The following is an 18920-nucleotide window of genomic DNA, read 5'->3' as shown; positions in this document are numbered from 1 at the left end:
GTGACGTGATGGAAAACCATCAATCTATCCCGCCACTTCGCTTAGTTTTTCGACAACTCCCGCTGCAATCAGGGGGATCATAATCTCGTGGTGACCGGTTAGAGATATTCCCTCGCCGCCTATCTCACGCACACGGGCGACTATCTGCTGATTAGACCGATAATGCTGAACAAAATCCAGGTTCACGCCGGTCATCCCGCTCATATCGCATCCCATGTTAATCAGCATAGTGATTGCCTTGAGGGCAACCTCCGGCAAAACCACCGCGGAACCCAGGTTAGCAAGCACACCGCCGCCTCCAAGGTTTCTCATGGCCTCGGTAAGAATCCTGAAATCGCGCAGTGACGCAGCGCCTATCGCGCCGCCATCCGCACTCGGATGCATGTGTACTATGTCGCAGCCGATGCATGCGTGGATAGTGATGGGGACGCTGCACTCGTAAGCCGTGGCTAGCAGGCTGACTGACTTATTGGGCACGTCCATCTCAACAAGTCCCTTTCCGAGAGCTTCGCCGAATCCCAGTCCCTCGTTATTTGCATTTTTGGCGGAGCCGTTAATGAAATCGGCAGTCTCGACAGCCATACCGAACATGCCGGTGTGCATGCCGTCTACCACGTCCTCGGATGTAACCCCGAAGCGGGCAATCTCAGAATCGTGAATAGCTCCCGCGCCGTTCATACCTATTGCGGTGATAACTCCTCTGCGCATAAGATCGCACAACATAGGGCTCAGGCCGCACTTGATGACGTGAGCGCCCATTGTAATAACAACCGGTTTGCCTTTGCGGTGTGCGGCCACAATACGGTCTATCACCGTCCTAATCAAACGACCGGCAAATATGTCCGGAAGGCTTTCAAAAAACTGCGCAAGCCCAGCGCCGGGACTATGCGGCACTGCAAAGTCGTCCACATTGACCTTGCTCTTGCGATCGCAAATCGACATTGTCCGCAGGCTGCCTGGGTCCACGGCTGGATATTTCGAGCTCATCTTTTAACTCCATACACTGTCAGCACATCGTTGAGCTGGACCAGTCTCGCCATACCGCTGATTATGGCTGCGCCTGTGCTGCCGGGGAACTTCCTCCCGCCCATCACCGGCGGATACACAAGGTCGAAGCCAGTCTTATCCAAAAGCCGCGAAATGCTGGATTTCGTAAAATAAAAAATATGCTCGGCGGGCTTCAGGTGCCGCCAGTTTTCACGCTGTGCTCTGAACCGGCTGTGGCCAAGATTCGGCGTGCCGATTACGACCATGCCACCAGGCGCAAGAATTCTATTCACCTCGATCATGTGATCAGTGGGGTCGGGAACATGTTCCAATACATCCCACATGGTCACGCAGTCGAATGAGCCGTCCGTGTAATCGGCATCCTCAAGCACGCCGGTTTTAACCTCAAGACCCATCTTTCTAGCCTCTTCGGAAGCGTATGGTGAAATTTCAACGCCTGACGCGCGCCAACCCCTGGAATTCGCTGCCTCGACAAAATAACCCAGAGAGCAGCCGATATCAAGAAGCCTGCCCGGTTCTTTCATAAGCTCAATCCGGCACAAGCGGTTGTCACCGCGCTTGAGCCTGAAAGCCCTGCGGCGGCGATATAGATCGAAATATGAAGCATCGTATTGATCGGCAATTGCCTCCGGCTGCGGCCACGTGAACGCAAGGCCGCACTTCGCGCATTGATATACATCATAGCCGCCTTTGCTCACCAGGATGCTCGTGACAACACTGCCGCAAAGGTTACAAATTATGGGCTTCTGACTTTCCACTCTCAGCTTTCCACTTTCCACTCATTCAAACAACGAGTCCGGCAGGCCGGTATTATATTTGATGTTGCTCATTTCAATTGCGCCCACCAACTCACCACTGGGATTACGCATTTCCATACGTGTGGGCATCCATATGATACCGCCGATATTCTGATGATTCGTATAATTGATGGACATCACAAGCTTGCCATCACCATCATACTTCTCTAGGCGCGTAATGAAAAGATTCTTGGCATCCAGCCATATGAACGAGTAAGGTTCGGAATTGGGCCACTGCAACTTCAGCTTGATCTGCCCGCTATTTGCCGCCGGAGGATCATCCACCACGCTGACAGTGCGCCCGCGCCATATTGACGAGGTCACCAATCCCATATCCAGAGCATCCTGCAGCTTGGCGGGATTGTGCGAATAGTCGCTTCTTTTATTGATCCTGACCGCAGATGCCCGAAACACCTTGACAAAACCGTTGATGATGTATTCGAACTTGACCATACCCAGCTTGCCTTCAATGCGCATCTTGTCGGGCAAACGCATTGATATGGACGCATTCTTAAACTCATAGACCGTAGTGTAGTTGGAATCCATCTTACTCAGGGCATCTTTGTTCTTTTCCACAACCGTTACGACGAAAGAGATATCCGTCAGTTTCTTTGTGCTCTCTTCAATGCGCGCTTTCAAGGCATCTGCCGGAGAAACATCGCAATAAGCAGCGGTATTCAGCATCAGGATGATGCCTAATATAATAAGAAGTAAAAAACGCTTCATATAAATCCTCATAGACTTCCGACTGACCAACAGATGGAATAATATCATTTCTAAAAGACGAAAGTCCAGCGGATGTACGGCCCACCGTATTTGTGCCCTGCGCATTTCCCCGCAAACTGAAGGAAATCCGGCAAGTAACGGCGAAACAGCAACCAGAAATTGAACCGGCAAAACACATACGAAAAGATGCGCATACTTATCATTGATCTCTTGAATATTGGCGACCTGCTGTTCATATCACCGGCGCTGCGATGTTTACGGGCTGCTTATCCGAAAGCGCAGATAGACGCGCTGGTCACAATGCAATTTCAGGAAGTTTTAAGTGATAACCCGAACATTGACCGCATTATTGGAATGGACAAATTCGGCTATCATAAATCCGCACGCCACTTTTTGGAGTTGACAAACGAACTGCGCGCCTCCGGCTATGACATGGCAATCGACTTCCATGGATGCTCCAAATCAATGCTGCTGGCTCTGATGAGCGGTGCAAAAAGAAGAGTCGGCATGGCTGCCGACAGTTGCCGCATATTTTATCATCAGCCCGTAAAACAGCTCACTAGTGTCCACCGTGTTGAATCATATCTCGATATGATCCGCAAATTGAATATCCCGGCAGTTGACTGCGGCGGCATGGAAATGCATATCAGCGCACAATCACAAGAGAGCGCAGATAAAAAATGGGACGAAGCCGGAATATCGACAGACTCTCCAGTGATCGGACTCAACCCCGGCGCACGCGTGCAGCAAAGACAATGGCCTGCAGTGAAATGGATCGAGCTTACCGATATGCTCTATGCCTCCGGCCTTAAATGCGTTCTGTTTGGTGGACCAGGTGACGTTGATATAGCAACCGAAATATCGACAAACACAAAACGCCCATTATCGGTCTTTGCAGGCAAACTAACACTTCAGGAACTGGCGGCAATGATCGCTAAATGCGCAGTGTTCGTAACCGGTGACACAGGTCCCATGCACATAGCGGCTGCCTATAAAATTCCCACAGTGGCTCTTTTCGGCCCGGCTGACCCAAACATTACAGGGCCATATAAGGTTCGAAACATCGTATGCAAATCCGATGACCCATGTCCGGGCTGCCTACAACACTCCACGGACGCGCGACTGCACACGTGCATGAACTCGATAAACGCCGAAGAAGTAACTGACTCAATAAAAACTCTCCTGCTCTGAACATGTTTTCTCAAGCTTTTCTCTTGTCCTGAATTATTCGCATAAATGCAATAAGCGCAGATTCTGCCAAGCGAGAATAGTTTCTGACATCAAATGGCCTGAGCCGGATGGCACGAAACAGGAGAGACAAAGCCACAAAAAAACCTTGGTGCTTGCACTCCCATTTCGACAGCCTCTGTATTCTATAGCACAAAGCAGACTTTACCAGTCCTGATGATTTGAGAGCCCGTCTGCGAGACCACTTCATGATCGTTTCCATGACTTGCATATCTGCCCGCCTGCAAGTGAGAAACTTGCCGGTCATTTGCTTGGGATGCGTCCGATATAAGATCAGAGGCATGTCGTCGGACCAGAACCCATACTTGTATGCAACCCTGATCCACATTTCCCAGTCTTCCGCCCCACACAAGGTTTCATTGAACCCGCCGACATCGGCAATCGCATCACGCCTGAGCATAACTGCAGATGGCGACTTGATGATATTGCCTCCCAAAAGTCGTTTGAAAAGATCAACGGGTAATTTCTTGGGAGAACGTTGGTAATTGAGCGGATGAAGGTCCTGATCGACTAATGTATAGTGGCAAAACGCGAGACCAACCTCGGGGTGTTCTTCCATGGCACGAACCTGAGATTCGAGTTTGCCCGGCAGCCAAAGGTCATCGTCATCAAGAAATGCCACATAGCGCCCGCGACTGGCTTTGATCCCTGTGTTTTTTGTGGCAGCACAACCGCGCTGCGCGGCATCGTGGACTATCAGTCTTGTGTTCCTGCCCAGATCATATTGCCGCGTATACTCGTCACCTGAACCGTCGTCAACAACAATAACCTCGTAGTCTGTAAAAGTTTGCTCATAAACACTGTGCAGCGCCTGGTTTAAATAGGCAGGTCGCTTATATGCGGAGATCACGACAGAAACCATCGGCTCCTTACCATTATCAATGCATGCCATCCCTCTATCTCCCATTTATCACATCCCGATATATTGCCAGCAAACTCTCGGCGGCCTTTGCGGGAGTAAACTCCCTGCGCACTCTATCGGCAACTATATCCGCTTTCACCTTCCACTGGGTCTTATTTTGCAAGACTGAGAGCACAGATGTCGACAGCAATCCGGAATGTGTCTGTCGTGGACACTTGCCGTGATCACCAAAGAGCAGATCATAGGCCATGTCAAAATTATCCGGTTCAACCAGCCCAACAAATCCGGTCCGCCCCGCTGCCACCAAGGGTGTACCGTGCGCCAGAATTTCCATTGCTGTAGTGGCAGTCGCCACAGCAATATCAGCCAATTTGAACAGCCTCGATACATCCAGGCGTGATGGCTGCACACTTATAATTTGCCCATATTGCTTGTTAAATGTCGCGGCACTCTCGACAATGCGATCGTACGCCGGGCCGCCGCCTATGATGAGAAGTCTTGCTTCAGGCACACGCTGCATTATATCGGGCATTGCCTTTATCAACTCAAGGGCGACCCTCGCCTTTCGATTCGTAAACCTGCTCACATGCAGGATTAGCTTTGTATCAGATGGCAGACTAAAATCGCTGTGTAAATCGCATTTCGCATCGCCACTTTGCGCAGGATCGATTGGTATGAAACTGCGTGAAATATGATCCCGAGGTATACCAAGCATTCCGGCTATACCTCGCATATCAGCTCCACTCAAAGCAATAACACGCCTGCTCCAAGACTTGTAGAAAACTCGCTTTAAAAAATGCCTTGGTCCGTGAACAGTAAGAACATAAGGAATGCCGGTATTTTGAGATATGATGTGCGCCACTCGCCCACTGTTGTAGTTGTGCCCGTTAATTACATCGAATCCGCGCTCAGCCACCTGCCGTGACAAAGCCGGCATATTCTCTGGAGTGAAGGACGCTCTTATGACGTCGATGCCACACTCATGCAGCAAATCCTCAACGGGGCCGCCCTGGGACAAAACAGTTACCTGATGTCCCATTTTTGCCATAGCCTTTGAGACCCTGACGACATACGATTCAACTCCACCATAGTCAAGGTTCATAACGACATGCAAGACTCTCATAGTATGCCTACTCTAGCCAGCCTGCCACTGCGCCGATAACATCCTCAGCGGTTATGGCCTGCATGCAGTCAACATTCTTGCAAATCGGGTGTCTGCGGCATGGGCTGCACGGAAAAACCTTGGCGACCCATATAAAATTAGCCTTCTTTTGAAAACAGCGCCATGCGCTCGCACCGAAAAGACCCACTGTAGGCCTGTCCAGCGCAACCGACATGTGCAGTAGTCCCGTGTCCACGCCTATTACAGCGGCGCATTTCTCCATAAGCGCTCCGGCCTGCTTAAGCGTGGTCCGGCCGGCGCTGATAACCGGTTTGCACTCAGACCCATCAACGATCTTTCCGGCAAGCGGTATATCCGCCTTGGAACCCAGGATCAACGACCGAACTCCATAACGACTCCACAAAAGATCGGCAACCTGAGACCAGCCTTCGGGTGTCCAGTGTTTGTTGACCCATGTAGTGGCCGGGCAAAACGCAACGACCTTTTCGCCGTTAAGATCATTACTGCCAAAGAAATCGTTCGCAAACGCGCGATCATCATCACCGACAGGCATGTACATGGCTGTATTAGTCGAATGCACGTCTATCTTCTTGAGCAGATCGAGATTGCGCTGCTGGGCATTCACGTCATCACCCCCGGGATCGTATCTCTCATTATAGAGATATACGCTGCCCTCCGCGCCGTCCGCAAAACCAATCCGCCTCTTAGCACCGGAGACCAGACACACCCCCGCGCTGCGAAGCAGACCCTGAAGGTCAACACAAACATCGAAATTGCGGGCCTTGAGTTCCCTGCTCAAACCTGAAATTGATTTTATAAAACGCCAGGCGCCGCTGACCGGGCCGGAACCCTTTGTGCGCTCCCAGACAATCACTTCGTCCAGGTAAGGATTGCCGAGCACGATATCGGCGGACTTTCGTTCTACGACCCAGGCGATATGACTATCGGGATACGCATCGCGCAGCGCACGTGCGGCGGGGGTCGCCATCAGCACATCGCCTATGGCGCTCAGTTTCACAATCAAAATTCTTTTTGGCGCATCAGCGGGCATTCGGCGACTCCTCTCCAGCCATAGTAGCAGCAGTTGAAACTGGCGGCGAAAGCTTCCAGCGGTCGTGAAGCCAGAGCCACTGCGACGGATTCGAACGCACCTCACGCTCGATGGCGGCATTGACCAGCCCAGTCAGATTATGAACATCACGGTCATGGTCACCGCTGGGAGCAAACTCTATACGAGGATAGACTTTTGCAAGATATCTGCCGCCCTTAACCCTGCGCGCAAACACAGGCACAATCGGCGCGCCTGACTTCAACGATAAGACCGCAGTTCCGGCGGCGGTCTTAGACGGCCTGCCGAAAAAATCCACAAATATGCCGTCGGCATCATTCTGATCTGGCAGAATTCCTAAAATCTCATTATTTTTAAGCGCCCTGAATGCGCCTATTATCGGCTGGTCGCGGTCAAAGACACGATAGCCGCCATCCTCGCGGATGCGTTCGGTTATACCTGTCATGCCGGGGTCATCGCTGTCGCGCGCAATGACGTTTACCTTGTAGCCCATTATAACCAGCTTTCGAGCCAGAAGCTCCCAGTTGCCGTAGTGGGCGGTAAGGACTATTAAACCCTTGCCCTCAGATAGAGCCGAACTTATGTGCTCGCCATTCTGAATATCAACCATTGAGTCTATTTGCTCTCGGCTGCAAGAAATCAGATAGAAGAACTCGACCGCCGCCTGTGAGAAGTGTTTGAACACCTCTTTAGCTATAACGTGAATCTCATCATCGCTCTTCTTGCCTGCGTAAACGCTTCTGAGGTTTTTCAGGGCAACATTTCGATATCGGCTCGAAAGATGATAAAATGCCGAGCCGAGAGTCTGCCCGATAAACCTGACCGACCACGGTCTTAGAAGCCCCGCAGTTTTGGCCATACACCAGAATGTGATGCGGCCTATAAGCTTAATCAGCCGCTTCTTAGGTGGGAGATTGCGTATTCTTGTTGTTGATCCGTTGTGCAAAACTACTTTTATCCTCAACTTCGAGTCTGATCACAAGTGTATATGTATGCTCAATTGAAAAATGATTGCCGAGCCGTGCTATGTCTTTCTGCGTGGTTACAACAACCTCGGCTCCTGACGAAAGCTTCTCACTCTCGATAAGAGATATATCTTCCTGCAAGTATTCATGATGATCCGAAAAGACCATTTGCCTGGCAACCACCGCGCCAAGCGAGACGAGCATATCCATAAATGACTGCGGCTTGCCTATACCGCAAAACGCCAGAACTCTGCGGTCTTTTATCCAGTCCAAGTCGAGCGGCTGGCCGTCCGAGACACGGATAAACCTCTCCGGCTTGCGCTCGCAGCGGTATATTTCGACCCTGGGCGCAACACGCTTAATGCGCTTCTCGACAGATTCAATTTCCGCCTTGCCATCAGTATTCAGCAGCACAATTCCTGCACGCCTGAGGCCATTTGCTGGCTCGCGCAGGTCGCCCATAGGCATCACAAACCCGCTGCCGAATGGCCGCGCCGCGCTCATTACTACTATATCAAGATCGCGATAAAGCTGCCAATACTGCAAACCGTCATCAAGCACGATTATATCCGGCTTAAACTTTTCGCACGCCAGATTCCCGCTCAGTCTCCTGTCCTTGCCGACGACTACAGGCACGCCCGGCAGGCTCTGTGCAAGCAGAACGGGCTCATCGCCGGCTTCTGCCGAGTCGATCAACACTTGCTCGCCGTCCGAAACAGCTACAGCGTCCTCCGCTGAACCGCCATGTCCTCGCGAAAGGACAACTACTTTCTTGCCGCTTTGGACGAGCAGACGGCAGATGGTCTGCACGGCAGGCGTCTTGCCTGTGCCGCCGAATGTCAGGTTGCCGACGCTTATTATCGGAACACTCAGCTTATATCTCTGCTTAAGCCCTACCGAATATAGTCCGAGATAAACAGCCAAGCCTGCTCGATATATTAGCGAGAGCGGCCAGAGGGCGCATCGGATCAGCCAAGATGCCGCACCTCTATCCTCGCCGAGTATTACACGTTCTATATAGCGGCTACTCATGATTATACAGCCGAACAAGCGCTTCGGCGGTGCGGCGCGACGCACCCTGATTTGCCTGCATCATCTGATCACAGCGGACCTTTATATCATCCAGAAGAGCATAATCGCCCAGCATAGCGACTATTTGTTCGCCGAGATGATAGCCGTCGGCAATTTCAAACCCTACTCCGGCTGCCTTTGCCTGGCTGACCAGGTCTTTCGCCTTGAACGTATACGGCCCGAAAAACACCGGCTTTCCCTGAGATATCGGCTGGAGAATACTGTGACAGCCGCGCGGAATCAAGCTCCCGCCTACAAAGCTCACGTCCGAAATAGAATATACTCGCGCCAGCTCACCGAAAGTGTCCAGTATGACGATATCTTCGTCACCCGAGATGCTTGCTGGCTCGCTCCGCCAGCCGCACTTCAGACCCATATCACTAGCAATTGAAATAATCTCATCGCGGCGCTCTATCTGCCTGGGAGCTATAATCAGCCGCAGGCTCGGATGAGCTTTCCTTGCTGCAACAAACGCTTCCATAACAGGCGCATCCTCGCCCGGATTGGTGCTTCCAGCCACAAATACTCTCGACCCGGCGGGGAACTTATATCGCGCCCAGATTTCGTCCTTTTCCGAATCGCTTAACAGTTCAGACGACTGGTCAGCCTTGCAGTTTCCCGTCACCATCACTCTCGCTCTGTCAGCACCCAACGCGATAACCCGGTCGGCATCAGCCTGAGACTGCATGCAAAAGAGGTCGATATTTGACATAGTCCATTTATACAGCCACGGGATCTTTTTCGCGCCGGATATGGTCTTATCTGAGATTGTCCCGTTGATCATGGCTGTCTTCACGCCCTTTTTACGCGCAATATGGCGGAAGTTGGGCCAGATTTCAGTATCCGTGCTCGCAAAAACTTTCGGGCGAACCCTGTTTATAGATCGAGACACAAACGGCGCCAGGTCGAACGGGTAATAAAAAAACGCATCGGCATCTTTAATCGATTTGCGCGCCATCTCCTGGCCGGTCTCGGTTGTGGTCGAAACAACCACGGCTGCATCCGGCAGCATCTGTTTGAGCTCACTCACAACTGCCGCGCTCGCGACCGATTCACCAACCGATACGGCATGAATCCATATTTTGTCTTTGCCGCCGATCTCATCTGGAAGCTTCACGCTGCCCATCTGCTGACGCCACGATTTTCGCGACTTGCCCGAGATGAATATGCGATACAAAATAAACACCGCAATCAGCGGTGATAAGATCAACAGAGCCAGGTTATATAAATAGTAAGTCATATAGGTTTGATGGTTCAGAATTTCATTTCCAATCATATTTTTTCCTACGACTAAACCCGTATTATGCGCTTCCCGCATAATACGGGTCTCCGAGAGCATTATTCACGCTCCTCGTGAATAATGCGGGTAAAGTCACGGCTGCAAAAACACAAAGTGTCCCTTCGGACACTAAAATCCCAGTTGGCGCAGGCCGACTTCGTGTTGTTGTTGCCGCGGTTTTAACCGCAACGCAAGTCACATATGCGCCAAAATCTCATTTGCCCGGTCTTCGGCACTGTTAATTGCCTTTTCGATCATCTCGGCGGCTTTGGACTCATCCATATTTTCCGGAACATACATCGGGTCGCCGAACGCTATCACAGCGCGCGAAAAAGGCATCGGCACCATATGTGAATCCCATGAGTGCAGCCTCTTACATGGCTTGCAAGCAACACCAACCGGAAGAACCGGGCAACCGGAACGCTTAGCCATATACACAGTGCCCTGCTGGACTTTCTTAGGCGGCCCTTTGGGACCGTCGGGTGTATAGGCAAGCACTTTGCCCTCCTTAAGACACCTTATGGCCTCCAAAAGCACCCTCACTGCATGCCTTCCGCTGGACCCGCGAATGGTCTTGAACCCTCGCAGTCGCAGGATGCCGTTTTGCAGTTCGCCGTCCTTTGAGACCGACGCAATCGAGCAAAACCCCATATGACGGCAATAGTAGATCGGCAGTATCGTCACGCCATGCCATGGCAAAATCAGGCCACCCTTGCCGTCATCCCTGATCTTTATGAGCTTATCCCAGCCGTCGATCTTGAACCGGACTGTCATGGCGATGACGGTAGATATGAGCCAGAGCAGCCATATGACGGCGGCGCGCTTGATCCGCTCCAGAAGGCTCTCTTTCTCACCGCTCATTTGGCACCCTGAGTGCGAAACTGGGTCTTGTAAAGCTGCTCAAAAAGACCACCGGCGGTCATCAGCTCATCAAAAGTGCCTGACTCGGTCACCCGGCCTCTATCCATCACGAATATCTTATTAGCATTCTTAACGGTCGAGAGCCTGTGAGCAATCACTAATGTCGAGCGGCCTTTCATAAGGCGGTCAAGCGCTTCCTGAACGATCCCTTCGGATGCAGCATCGAGAGACGATGTCGCCTCGTCTAGTATGAGAATTTTCGGGTTCTTGAGCAGTGCGCGCGCGATGGAAATCCTCTGGCGCTGTCCGCCGGAAAGGCCTACTCCGCCCTCGCCCAGCTCGGTTTCATAACCATTCGGACACTCCATAATAAAATCATTAGCGTTGGCAGCCTTGGCGGCTTCGATAACCTCTGAAATGTTTGTGCCGGGCCTGCCGTAAGATATGTTCTCCGCAATTGTACCGCTGAAGAGGATCGTCTCCTGCGGAACCATTGCCATATGTTCACGCAGGCTCCTGGTGTTGATCTGGCGAATGTCGTGACCTTCGATCAGGATGCGGCCTTTATCGACATCGTAAAAACGCAGTATAAGGTCCGCAATAGTCGATTTTCCTGCGCCGCTCGGCCCTACTATCGCGACCACCTCGCCCGGGTCAATATTAAAAGAGAGTTCCTGGATAACCGGCTCGCCGCGATTGTATTCAAAGCTGATATTCTCGCACTCAACTTGGCCCTGGACGTCTTTCAGGACAATTGCGTCAGGCGCATCAGGCAAATCCGAGGTAGTATCGAGTATCTCAAATACGCGCTCGCCCGCTGCAAGAGTCTGCTGGTACAGTGAACCCAGGCGACCGAACTGCTTGGCGGAACCTGCGACGTAAAACGCAAGCACCATAAACTCCGCAAGGTCTGGAAATGCAATTGCTTGCGAAACCAGCATTCGCCCGCCGATTATCATAAGCAGAGCCGCAGCGACTGAACCCATCAACTCGACAATCGGCGCCACCAGAGCGTTGCGCCGCCAGTATCGCAGGGTGGCAATCAGGCTGTTGTTATTTGTCTTGTTAAAACGCTTGACCTCGTAGTCTTCCATCCCGAACGCTTTTATTATGCGCACGCCATGGATGGATTCCTCAATGGCCGAGCTTACGTCCGCGAATGTGGACTGAGTAGCGGTCGTCAGCGGCCTGATTTTCCTTGTCAGCTTGTCAATGGCAAAACCCATCAACGGAACGAACAATATCGTACATAGTGTGAGCTGCCAACTGATAAGCGCCATCTTTCCCAGCCCGCCGACAACCATCAATGGACCGTCTATCGCCTGAACCACTATTGTGCTTGAGTTTTGGATAAGCGCAACATCGACACTCATTCGGGACATAATGTCCCCTATTCTGCTTCTGTGAAAAAACCGCAGCGGAAGTGTCTGCAGGTGCGCATAGACATCCGCCCTGACATCAGTGCCGATACGGCTGGTGACGGAAGCTATCAGATAATTGTTAAGAAAGGTGAATGCTGACTTGGGTATGTTGATCAGCACCATCAGGCCCGCCGCTATCATCATCAGCGCCGCCGGAGCCTGCTTTGCCGCAAACAAACCATGGCTGATGCCGAATTTCACAATAGCATAACCTGTAACAGGCTCATTACTCGCAACGGCGGTAAAGTACTTGATCAGAGTCGCCATAAAAAGCGTGCATCCGGTCATCAAAAGCCCACACACAAGAGATGTGATCATACGGCCTTTGTGAGCCATAACATATCCAAGAAGGCGTTTTTGAGAACTCACATTTACCTGCCTAAAATCCACAAGATCGGCATATCACTTGATGAATATGCCAGAATGGCATAAAGCGACGACGCCAATGCAGTTACAAGAGCGCTTCGATGCTCATTATTAACAACGATCTGTCTGATTGAGAATTCGCCATGGCCCGCTAGAGAGCGCGGCAATGAGATAAGCCTTGGAATAGACTTACAGTATTCATTGAAATCTTCGCCGAACTTATCGGCAAGCAGCCTCTCCTCATAAGAGATTGCGCCGCCGTGAAAGAGCCAGAACAGAATCGGCCCTGCAATCCAGACTATGGGCTGATTACACATCAAAAAGTAGCCAAGGCTGATAAAGAAACTGCCGATATAAAGCGGATTGCGGCAAATTGCAAACGGCCCGGCGGTTATCAGCCTCGACATCTTACTGAGATATCCGGATGCCCAAATGCGAATCAGCTCACCGACAATAACAAACGGCAAGCCTATCCAGAAACTCTTCAGAGTCGGCTTGGCGACCAGCAGAATAATAACAGATGCGACCAACAGAAAGGATGTTCTCCTTCTGAAGAGAAAATATACCAGCTTTTCTATTTCAATCCTCCCATTTCAAGCAGCAAGTGTGCTGCACGAACAAGGGCACCCGGCTCACCAAGCGCCCGCTTTACTTCAAGCAGGCCTGCTTTCATTTTAGCATTGTCCTGCAGTAGATCAATCGCAATATCCGACACCGCCTCGGGTGTCGCTTGTTCATTGATTAGTTCCGGGCAAATGCCGCGGTCGGCTATGATATTCGGAAGACCTATATAATCCTCCAACACCGCTTTTCTGAACAAGAACTCGAAGCGCATAATCGGTGATCCACGATATATGATGACCATTGGAGTGCCGAGAATCGCTGCTTCTAGTGTAGCTGTCCCGGACTTAGATATCAAGAGGTCGGCATGAGCCATGCAATCATATGTGCGTCCCTCGATGACTCGGATCATCGGCAAATTATCTTTTTCAGAGGCATCAGCGATACTTCTTCGAATCCGGTCGGCTCTGCCCGCAGCACCGATTATAAACTGCGCTCCACTAAGCTGCCTATCGATTATGCGGGCACACTCGATCATTACAGGCATGTGTTCGCTGATCTCATGCGCACGGCTCCCGGGCAGCATGCCGATCGTGGGAAGCGAATCGGACAAACCGAACTCACGTATAAAAGCTCCCTTATCGCATGAGGGTTTTACAATATCTATGAGCGGATGGCCGACAAACCTGGCATCGACACCCGCCGCCGAAAGCAATTCTTCAGACCATGGAAAAGGAGTGATGACTTTGCCGCCGCATGCTATCAGCTTAGCAGCGTTCTTGGGTTGTCTTCTCCACGATGACGGCGGAAAGTAATACACTACCGGAATGCCGTTCTTGCGTGCAATCTGAGCCAGCCTGATATTGAATGCGCCAAAGTCGATGGGCACAAACAAATCAGGCCGCCGCCGGAGCAGTTGAGCACGAAGCCTGAAATACTTTGCTGCCACGGATGGAAGCGACTTTATGGTCTCCGATATGCCGATAGTGCCTCCGCCCGTCATATCGACAGTAACATCAACACCGGCCTTGCGCATGCTCGGACCACCGGCGCCCCACACTTTCAGGTCACTTCGCATCTTATGCAGTTCGGCGGCCAAACGGCCGCCGTACATGTCGCCGGATGCCTCACCGGCCGATATGGCAATCGAGTATGACACTATTAGAACCTGGGCGCTTCCAACTGCCGCCCCGCATAACCTTTTCTAATGCTGCGGATGAAGCTGAGCAGATATTCAAGCTCGGGACTCGGCTCGACCTCGCGTTCGATAGCTTCCAGCGCCTGCGTGGTGTTCAGGTTCGACCTGTAGAGCAGCTTATATGCCATTCTAATGCCGGCTCGCTCCTGAGGCCCCACACCGTTGCGGCGCAGGCCGATCTTGTTGAGGTCGTATACTCTCGTGGGTCTGCCTTCGACCATCGCGAACGGCGGCACATCCTGCAGTATCTTCGAGAAGCCGCCGATCATAGCCAGCTTGCCGATGCGAACGTTCTGATGAACGCCCACTATCCCGCCAAACACGACCTTGTCCTCAACAACGACATGCCCGCTGATACCGACGGTGTTGGCCATGGTAATACAGTTTCCGAGAGTGCAATTATGACCCACATGGCAATACGCCATAAGCATATTGTTGTCGCCTATGGTTGTGGCGTTGCCCTCGCCGCTGGCTCTATGGAGAGTGACACATTCCCTGATGATGTTGTTGTCACCAATCTTCAGATAGGTCGGCTCGCCTTTGAACTTATAGTCCTGCGGCGCACCGCCTAAAACTGCTCCACTTAAGACTGTGCAATTCTGTCCGATGGTCGTGTTGGTCTCAATGACTACATGCGCAGCCAGTCTGGTACCATCACCGATGCGGACATTCTTGCCGATTATGCAGTATGGCCCGATCTCGACACCCTCGCCTATCTCGGCAGACGAGTCAATAATCGCGCTCGGGTGTATTTCAGTCACCTTGTCCATATTATTCATCACTGCGCCGAGCTCCGTTTTCTTTTGTCTCGGCAGCATCGCCGGTCAGTTTTCGCCTTTTATTTCGATCTACAAGTGCGAAAATAAATTCGCCTTCCGCCGCGACTTCATTGTCGATGCGCGCAACTGCTTTTACTTTACCGATATTTCCTCTGCTTGCGATCATATCCACGTCGGTTACCAGAGTATCGCCCGGCAGCACCGGTTTTCGGAACCTGACCTTGTCCATTCCGCCGAAGTATGCAAGTTTGCCCTCGTTGCCGGTCATCGAGAGCAGCAGCACTCCGGCAACCTGCGCCATGGCCTCACAGACCAAAACCCCCGGCATAACCGCATGCCCCGGAAAGTGCCCCTCAAAAAACTCCTCGTTTATGGTCACGTTCTTATAGCCACGACAGCTCTTCTCCGGCACCAACTCCAGTATCCTGTCGACAAGCAGGAATGGATACCTGTGAGGCAGCACATCCCTTATCTGTTCTACATCAAGCATCTTTCTTCGCCTACTCCAATCTCACAATTTTGCAACTCACAAACCATGCGCTCCACTGCCTTCGCGAACTCGACATTAAGCGTGTGACCAGACTTAACGGCCAATATCTCAGCCTGCAGAACGCCGCCTGCGAGATACAGGTCACCTATCATATCCATAACCTTATGTCTGACCAGTTCGTCGGCAAAGCGCAAATCTGAACTCATATGATCCTGCCATATGACAATCACATTATCGATGCTGCCGCCCTGAGAAAGCCCCTCATTGAGCAGAGCCGCAACCTCTTCGTATAAAACGAATGTCCTTGCAGGAGCAATATCTTCGCCAAAATCGGTCTCACCAAGCACGTATTCAGCCGTTTGCGAGCCTATCATCGGGTGATCATAATTGAGCACATATGTAATGCTGAGCCTCGGCGCAGGCACAGCCAGTATGAACGAACCGTTCTGTCGCACGCACATAGGTTCCGTAAGCTCAATCGACTTGCGCTTTGTGCCCAGTTCCACCACGCCCGCGGCTTCAATCGCCTCGGAATATACAAGTGCGCTGCCGTCCAATGCGGGCAGTTCGGGACCGAGAACCTCGATTATCGCGTTGTCTATACCCTCGCCGCTCAGGGCAGCCATAAGGTGCTCGATGGTGCGAAAAGAAGTGCCGTTTTTGCCAATGGTGGTCCCCCGCGACGTGTCGATTACACTAGAAGCCAGAGCACGCACGATGTTGTTCTCACCATCGCAAAAGACAATTCCAAGGTCCTCGCCGGCAGGGTGAATAAATACGGATGTCTGACCGCCGCTGTGCAGACCGGTGCCGGACAGCCGAACGCTCTCGGCAATAGTCGTCTGATTGGAGGTAAAAACCGAGCGTTTGCCTCGCTGAGTCCCGTCAGCCATATCAATCTTCAGCATATTCATCTGCAACTCATTCTCCACCGAGCCTTGCGACCTCTTTCTCCAGATCACGAAGTCTCGCCAAAATCTCCGGCAGACGCAGCCTTGCAGCCTGCGCCCTCATCTCGGCACGGTGCTCTCTGGCCGGGAAACCCGACACGACCGCGCCCTTCTCTATATCGCCTATCACACCCGCACGCGCGGCGACCGTCACGCCGTCCGCAATACGGACATGGTCTTTTATGCCGACCTGAGCAGCCACAACTACGCCGCTGCCGATCTCAACGCTGCCCGCTACGCCGCTCTGCGCGACAATTATACAGTGCGAGCCGACCTTTACGTTGTGCGCAACATGCACCAGGTTGTCGATCTTCGTTCCGCTACCTATGACCGTAGCGCCGGTCTTCGCGCGGTCGACAGTAGAGTTCGCGCCTATTTCGACGTCATCACCAATCTCGACCGTCCCGATATGCGGAAACTTCATCAGCCCCTGCGGAGACGGCTTATACCCGAATCCGTCGGCGCCTATCACTACGCCTGCGTGCAATATTACATGTTTGCCAAGCTTACACTTCGGATAAACAACCACTCCGGGATAAAGCACGCATCCTTCACCTATCGCAACATCGCGACCGACATATACGCCCGGATACAAAACACATCCGGCTCCAAGGCTTGCGCCGCGGCCTACAAAACAGTTCGCCCCTACCGCGACATCCTGACCAAGCAAAGCCCCCTGCTCTATAACCGCTCCGTATCCGATGCCTAAATCCGGACCGGCCTCGCCGCCTTTGAAAGTCTCGAGAACCTTGATGAACGCTTCCACAGGGTCCGCGACTCGTATCAGGCACTTGCCCGCTGCAGGACCCGAATCGGAATGCGCAATGATACAACTCGCTTCTGAGCTAACGGCTTTTGCAAAGTATTTTACGTCCTCGGCCAAAACCACATCGCCGGTTTCGGCGTCATCCACGCCTGCCGCGCCTGTTATGATTGCATCGGGCTTTCCGTCCAAAATCCCGCCGACAAGAATAGCGATATCCGCCGAGCTAATCTGCATTATGACTCGCCTGCCATGCTGACCACCGGATCGCATCCGTCCCATGCGCGCTCACTCATCAACCGTGCAAAGCGTCCGGTCTCATCAGGAACACCCTTCGATGTCCGCGAAAAGACAACCCTCACGCCTTGGTCGCGGGCAATCCTTGAAACAACAGCTTTTACGCCCTGCCTGATGCGGCTTTCGAGACGGATATTCTCATTGCGCCAATCGCCAATATCCATCCGGCTGGAACCGACCGATGCCACCCTGGATAAACTCGCGCTTGTATTGGTATCCATAGCAGGCTGTAATGCGGTTAATGAGCTGCCTGAATCATAAAGCGACAACATCTCGCGTAAAATCTCATTTCGCGAAGCCGCAGCCCGATTACTGATCTTTCTCTTCTCACCACTTTCAATGATCGAGAGATACGCGTCAGTCCGAGTAGTGGCATTTGACCATAAGGCCTCTATCTGCGCCTTGGCCTGATCCAGCACTCTGCTCGTCTCGGTCGAACACTGTTCATTGATCCGGGCAAGATTCTTTCCAGCTTCTTCAATCTTCAAGGAGTTTGCCTTGTCGTCAATGCCGGGTTTTCCCGACTTCAGCTTCAATGCAGCAAATTTCAGCTCAGCATTTATTTTATCCGGACAATATCTGCGCGCAATCTGCTCGACATCACTTTCAGCTTTCTCATTAATTTCGCGCACACCGGCGGTTACTTCAGACTCAGCGCTCTTTTCCATAGTCTCGCGTCTCTGACGCAGACGTATATCAACCGTCTCTAACTGCTGCGTTTCAAGCTTTATCATTGCTTCATCTGCAACTCGAATGGCCTCAGATACAAGGCGCTCCCTGATATTTGGATCAGCATTCGGATATTTAATCTTGGAACCGGCAGCCTCGCTCTCTTGAGACGATCCGCCAACCTGTATCGAATCGGGCCGCGCGTCATTTACCACCGACCTGGTCATCAAAACAGCCTGCCACGCCGGATGCGATTGCACAAGCCTGTCCAGGTCAACATAGACAACTTCATGACCCCTCGGCTGCCTTGGCGCGGCAACGGGCTGACCACCAGATAGAGCCAGCCCTGCAATCGTCACGACAATCATCGCGCCCGCCAATGTGTAAATAGCAAACTTCAAAAACAGTCTCCGATAA

General features: G+C 52.0%; 19 protein-coding genes. 1 reads left to right on the top strand and 18 read right to left on the bottom strand.

The window, feature by feature from the left end; genetic code table 11:
- Positions 1-24: 24 nt before the first annotated feature.
- The 3 genes from ABFD83_03910 to ABFD83_03900 are packed head-to-tail and all read right to left on the bottom strand — an operon-like array spanning position 25 to position 2531.
- Positions 25-987, bottom strand: a complete 963-nt coding sequence (locus tag ABFD83_03910; GenBank protein ID MEN6356212.1) for a hypothetical protein — start codon at positions 985-987, stop codon at positions 25-27.
- On the bottom strand, positions 984-1766 hold the full coding sequence (locus ABFD83_03905; protein ID MEN6356211.1) for a class I SAM-dependent methyltransferase: 783 nt from the start codon (positions 1764-1766) through the stop codon (positions 984-986). The genes ABFD83_03910 and ABFD83_03905 overlap by 4 nt, the downstream gene beginning before the upstream one ends.
- A gap of 21 nt (positions 1767-1787) precedes the next feature.
- Positions 1788-2531 (bottom strand): outer membrane lipoprotein-sorting protein, encoded by a 744-nt coding sequence (locus ABFD83_03900; protein ID MEN6356210.1) that lies wholly within the window; start codon positions 2529-2531, stop codon positions 1788-1790.
- Positions 2532-2690: 159 nt separating this feature from the next.
- On the opposite strand from ABFD83_03900, the gene waaF reads away from it, so the two are divergent.
- Positions 2691-3722, top strand: a complete 1032-nt coding sequence (waaF, locus tag ABFD83_03895; protein ID MEN6356209.1) for a lipopolysaccharide heptosyltransferase II — start codon at positions 2691-2693, stop codon at positions 3720-3722.
- Between the two features lie 10 nt (positions 3723-3732).
- On the opposite strand, the gene ABFD83_03890 is transcribed toward waaF, so the two are convergent.
- The 15 genes from ABFD83_03890 to ABFD83_03820 form a co-directional block, all read right to left on the bottom strand.
- Entirely contained in the window at positions 3733-4671 is a 939-nt protein-coding gene (locus tag ABFD83_03890; GenBank protein ID MEN6356208.1) for a glycosyltransferase family A protein, read from the bottom strand.
- A gap of 4 nt (positions 4672-4675) precedes the next feature.
- On the bottom strand, positions 4676-5764 hold the full coding sequence (locus ABFD83_03885) for a glycosyltransferase family 4 protein (protein MEN6356207.1): 1089 nt from the start codon (positions 5762-5764) through the stop codon (positions 4676-4678).
- Between the two features lie 7 nt (positions 5765-5771).
- Positions 5772-6815: a glycosyltransferase family 9 protein gene (locus tag ABFD83_03880; GenBank protein ID MEN6356206.1), complete on the bottom strand. Its 1044-nt coding sequence runs from the start codon at positions 6813-6815 to the stop codon at positions 5772-5774.
- Positions 6805-7779 (bottom strand): lysophospholipid acyltransferase family protein, encoded by a 975-nt coding sequence (locus ABFD83_03875; protein ID MEN6356205.1) that lies wholly within the window; start codon positions 7777-7779, stop codon positions 6805-6807. The genes ABFD83_03880 and ABFD83_03875 overlap by 11 nt, the downstream gene beginning before the upstream one ends.
- Entirely contained in the window at positions 7736-8830 is a 1095-nt protein-coding gene (gene lpxK / locus ABFD83_03870) for a tetraacyldisaccharide 4'-kinase (protein ID MEN6356204.1), read from the bottom strand. Before lpxK ends, ABFD83_03875 begins: the two co-directional genes overlap by 44 nt.
- Positions 8823-10145, bottom strand: coding sequence for a 3-deoxy-D-manno-octulosonic acid transferase (locus tag ABFD83_03865; protein MEN6356203.1), 1323 nt, complete (start codon positions 10143-10145; stop codon positions 8823-8825). The genes lpxK and ABFD83_03865 overlap by 8 nt, the downstream gene beginning before the upstream one ends.
- Positions 10146-10343: 198 nt before the next feature.
- Positions 10344-11009, bottom strand: coding sequence for a lysophospholipid acyltransferase family protein (locus ABFD83_03860; protein ID MEN6356202.1), 666 nt, complete (start codon positions 11007-11009; stop codon positions 10344-10346).
- Positions 11006-12766: an ABC transporter ATP-binding protein gene (locus ABFD83_03855; protein MEN6356201.1), complete on the bottom strand. Its 1761-nt coding sequence runs from the start codon at positions 12764-12766 to the stop codon at positions 11006-11008. The genes ABFD83_03860 and ABFD83_03855 overlap by 4 nt, the downstream gene beginning before the upstream one ends.
- 35 nt (positions 12767-12801) lie before the next feature.
- Positions 12802-13326: an isoprenylcysteine carboxylmethyltransferase family protein gene (locus ABFD83_03850; protein ID MEN6356200.1), complete on the bottom strand. Its 525-nt coding sequence runs from the start codon at positions 13324-13326 to the stop codon at positions 12802-12804.
- Positions 13327-13370: 44 nt separating this feature from the next.
- Positions 13371-14516 (bottom strand): lipid-A-disaccharide synthase, encoded by a 1146-nt coding sequence (gene lpxB / locus ABFD83_03845; protein ID MEN6356199.1) that lies wholly within the window; start codon positions 14514-14516, stop codon positions 13371-13373.
- A gap of 2 nt (positions 14517-14518) precedes the next feature.
- Positions 14519-15334 (bottom strand): acyl-ACP--UDP-N-acetylglucosamine O-acyltransferase, encoded by an 816-nt coding sequence (gene lpxA / locus ABFD83_03840; protein MEN6356198.1) that lies wholly within the window; start codon positions 15332-15334, stop codon positions 14519-14521.
- On the bottom strand, positions 15327-15824 hold the full coding sequence (fabZ, locus tag ABFD83_03835) for a 3-hydroxyacyl-ACP dehydratase FabZ (GenBank protein MEN6356197.1): 498 nt from the start codon (positions 15822-15824) through the stop codon (positions 15327-15329). Before fabZ ends, lpxA begins: the two co-directional genes overlap by 8 nt.
- Complete coding sequence (gene lpxC, locus ABFD83_03830; GenBank protein MEN6356196.1) at positions 15812-16738, bottom strand: UDP-3-O-acyl-N-acetylglucosamine deacetylase; 927 nt, start codon at positions 16736-16738, stop codon at positions 15812-15814. The genes fabZ and lpxC overlap by 13 nt, the downstream gene beginning before the upstream one ends.
- 7 nt (positions 16739-16745) lie before the next feature.
- Entirely contained in the window at positions 16746-17774 is a 1029-nt protein-coding gene (gene lpxD, locus ABFD83_03825; GenBank protein ID MEN6356195.1) for a UDP-3-O-(3-hydroxymyristoyl)glucosamine N-acyltransferase, read from the bottom strand.
- Positions 17774-18904, bottom strand: coding sequence for a hypothetical protein (locus ABFD83_03820; GenBank protein ID MEN6356194.1), 1131 nt, complete (start codon positions 18902-18904; stop codon positions 17774-17776). Before ABFD83_03820 ends, lpxD begins: the two co-directional genes overlap by 1 nt.
- Positions 18905-18920 lie beyond the last annotated feature (16 nt).

This window comes from Armatimonadota bacterium (assembly GCA_039679645.1).
GTDB lineage: Bacteria > Armatimonadota > UBA5829 > UBA5829 > UBA5829 > UBA5829.
Note: the sequence above shows the minus strand (reverse complement) of the source record. Positions and strands in the feature narration are given on the sequence as shown.

Excerpts from the sequence above, each read along its gene's own strand:
- ABFD83_03860 (MEN6356202.1), bottom strand. The coding sequence starts at position 11,009 with ATGAGCGGTGAGAAAGAGAGCCTTCTGGAGCGGATCAAGCGCGCCGCC.
- lpxA (MEN6356198.1), bottom strand. The coding sequence starts at position 15,334 with ATGAATAATATGGACAAGGTGACTGAAATACACCCGAGCGCGATTATT.
- lpxC (MEN6356196.1), bottom strand. The coding sequence starts at position 16,738 with ATGAATATGCTGAAGATTGATATGGCTGACGGGACTCAGCGAGGCAAA.
- ABFD83_03890 (MEN6356208.1), bottom strand. The coding sequence starts at position 4,671 with ATGGCATGCATTGATAATGGTAAGGAGCCGATGGTTTCTGTCGTGATC.
- ABFD83_03910 (MEN6356212.1), bottom strand. The coding sequence starts at position 987 with ATGAGCTCGAAATATCCAGCCGTGGACCCAGGCAGCCTGCGGACAATG.
- ABFD83_03885 (MEN6356207.1), bottom strand. The coding sequence starts at position 5,764 with ATGAGAGTCTTGCATGTCGTTATGAACCTTGACTATGGTGGAGTTGAA.
- ABFD83_03900 (MEN6356210.1), bottom strand. The coding sequence starts at position 2,531 with ATGAAGCGTTTTTTACTTCTTATTATATTAGGCATCATCCTGATGCTG.
- lpxK (MEN6356204.1), bottom strand. The coding sequence starts at position 8,830 with ATGAGTAGCCGCTATATAGAACGTGTAATACTCGGCGAGGATAGAGGT.
- fabZ (MEN6356197.1), bottom strand. The coding sequence starts at position 15,824 with ATGCTTGATGTAGAACAGATAAGGGATGTGCTGCCTCACAGGTATCCA.
- lpxD (MEN6356195.1), bottom strand. The coding sequence starts at position 17,774 with ATGCAGATTAGCTCGGCGGATATCGCTATTCTTGTCGGCGGGATTTTG.
- ABFD83_03880 (MEN6356206.1), bottom strand. The coding sequence starts at position 6,815 with ATGCCCGCTGATGCGCCAAAAAGAATTTTGATTGTGAAACTGAGCGCC.
- ABFD83_03865 (MEN6356203.1), bottom strand. The coding sequence starts at position 10,145 with ATGATTGGAAATGAAATTCTGAACCATCAAACCTATATGACTTACTAT.
- ABFD83_03855 (MEN6356201.1), bottom strand. The coding sequence starts at position 12,766 with ATGGCTCACAAAGGCCGTATGATCACATCTCTTGTGTGTGGGCTTTTG.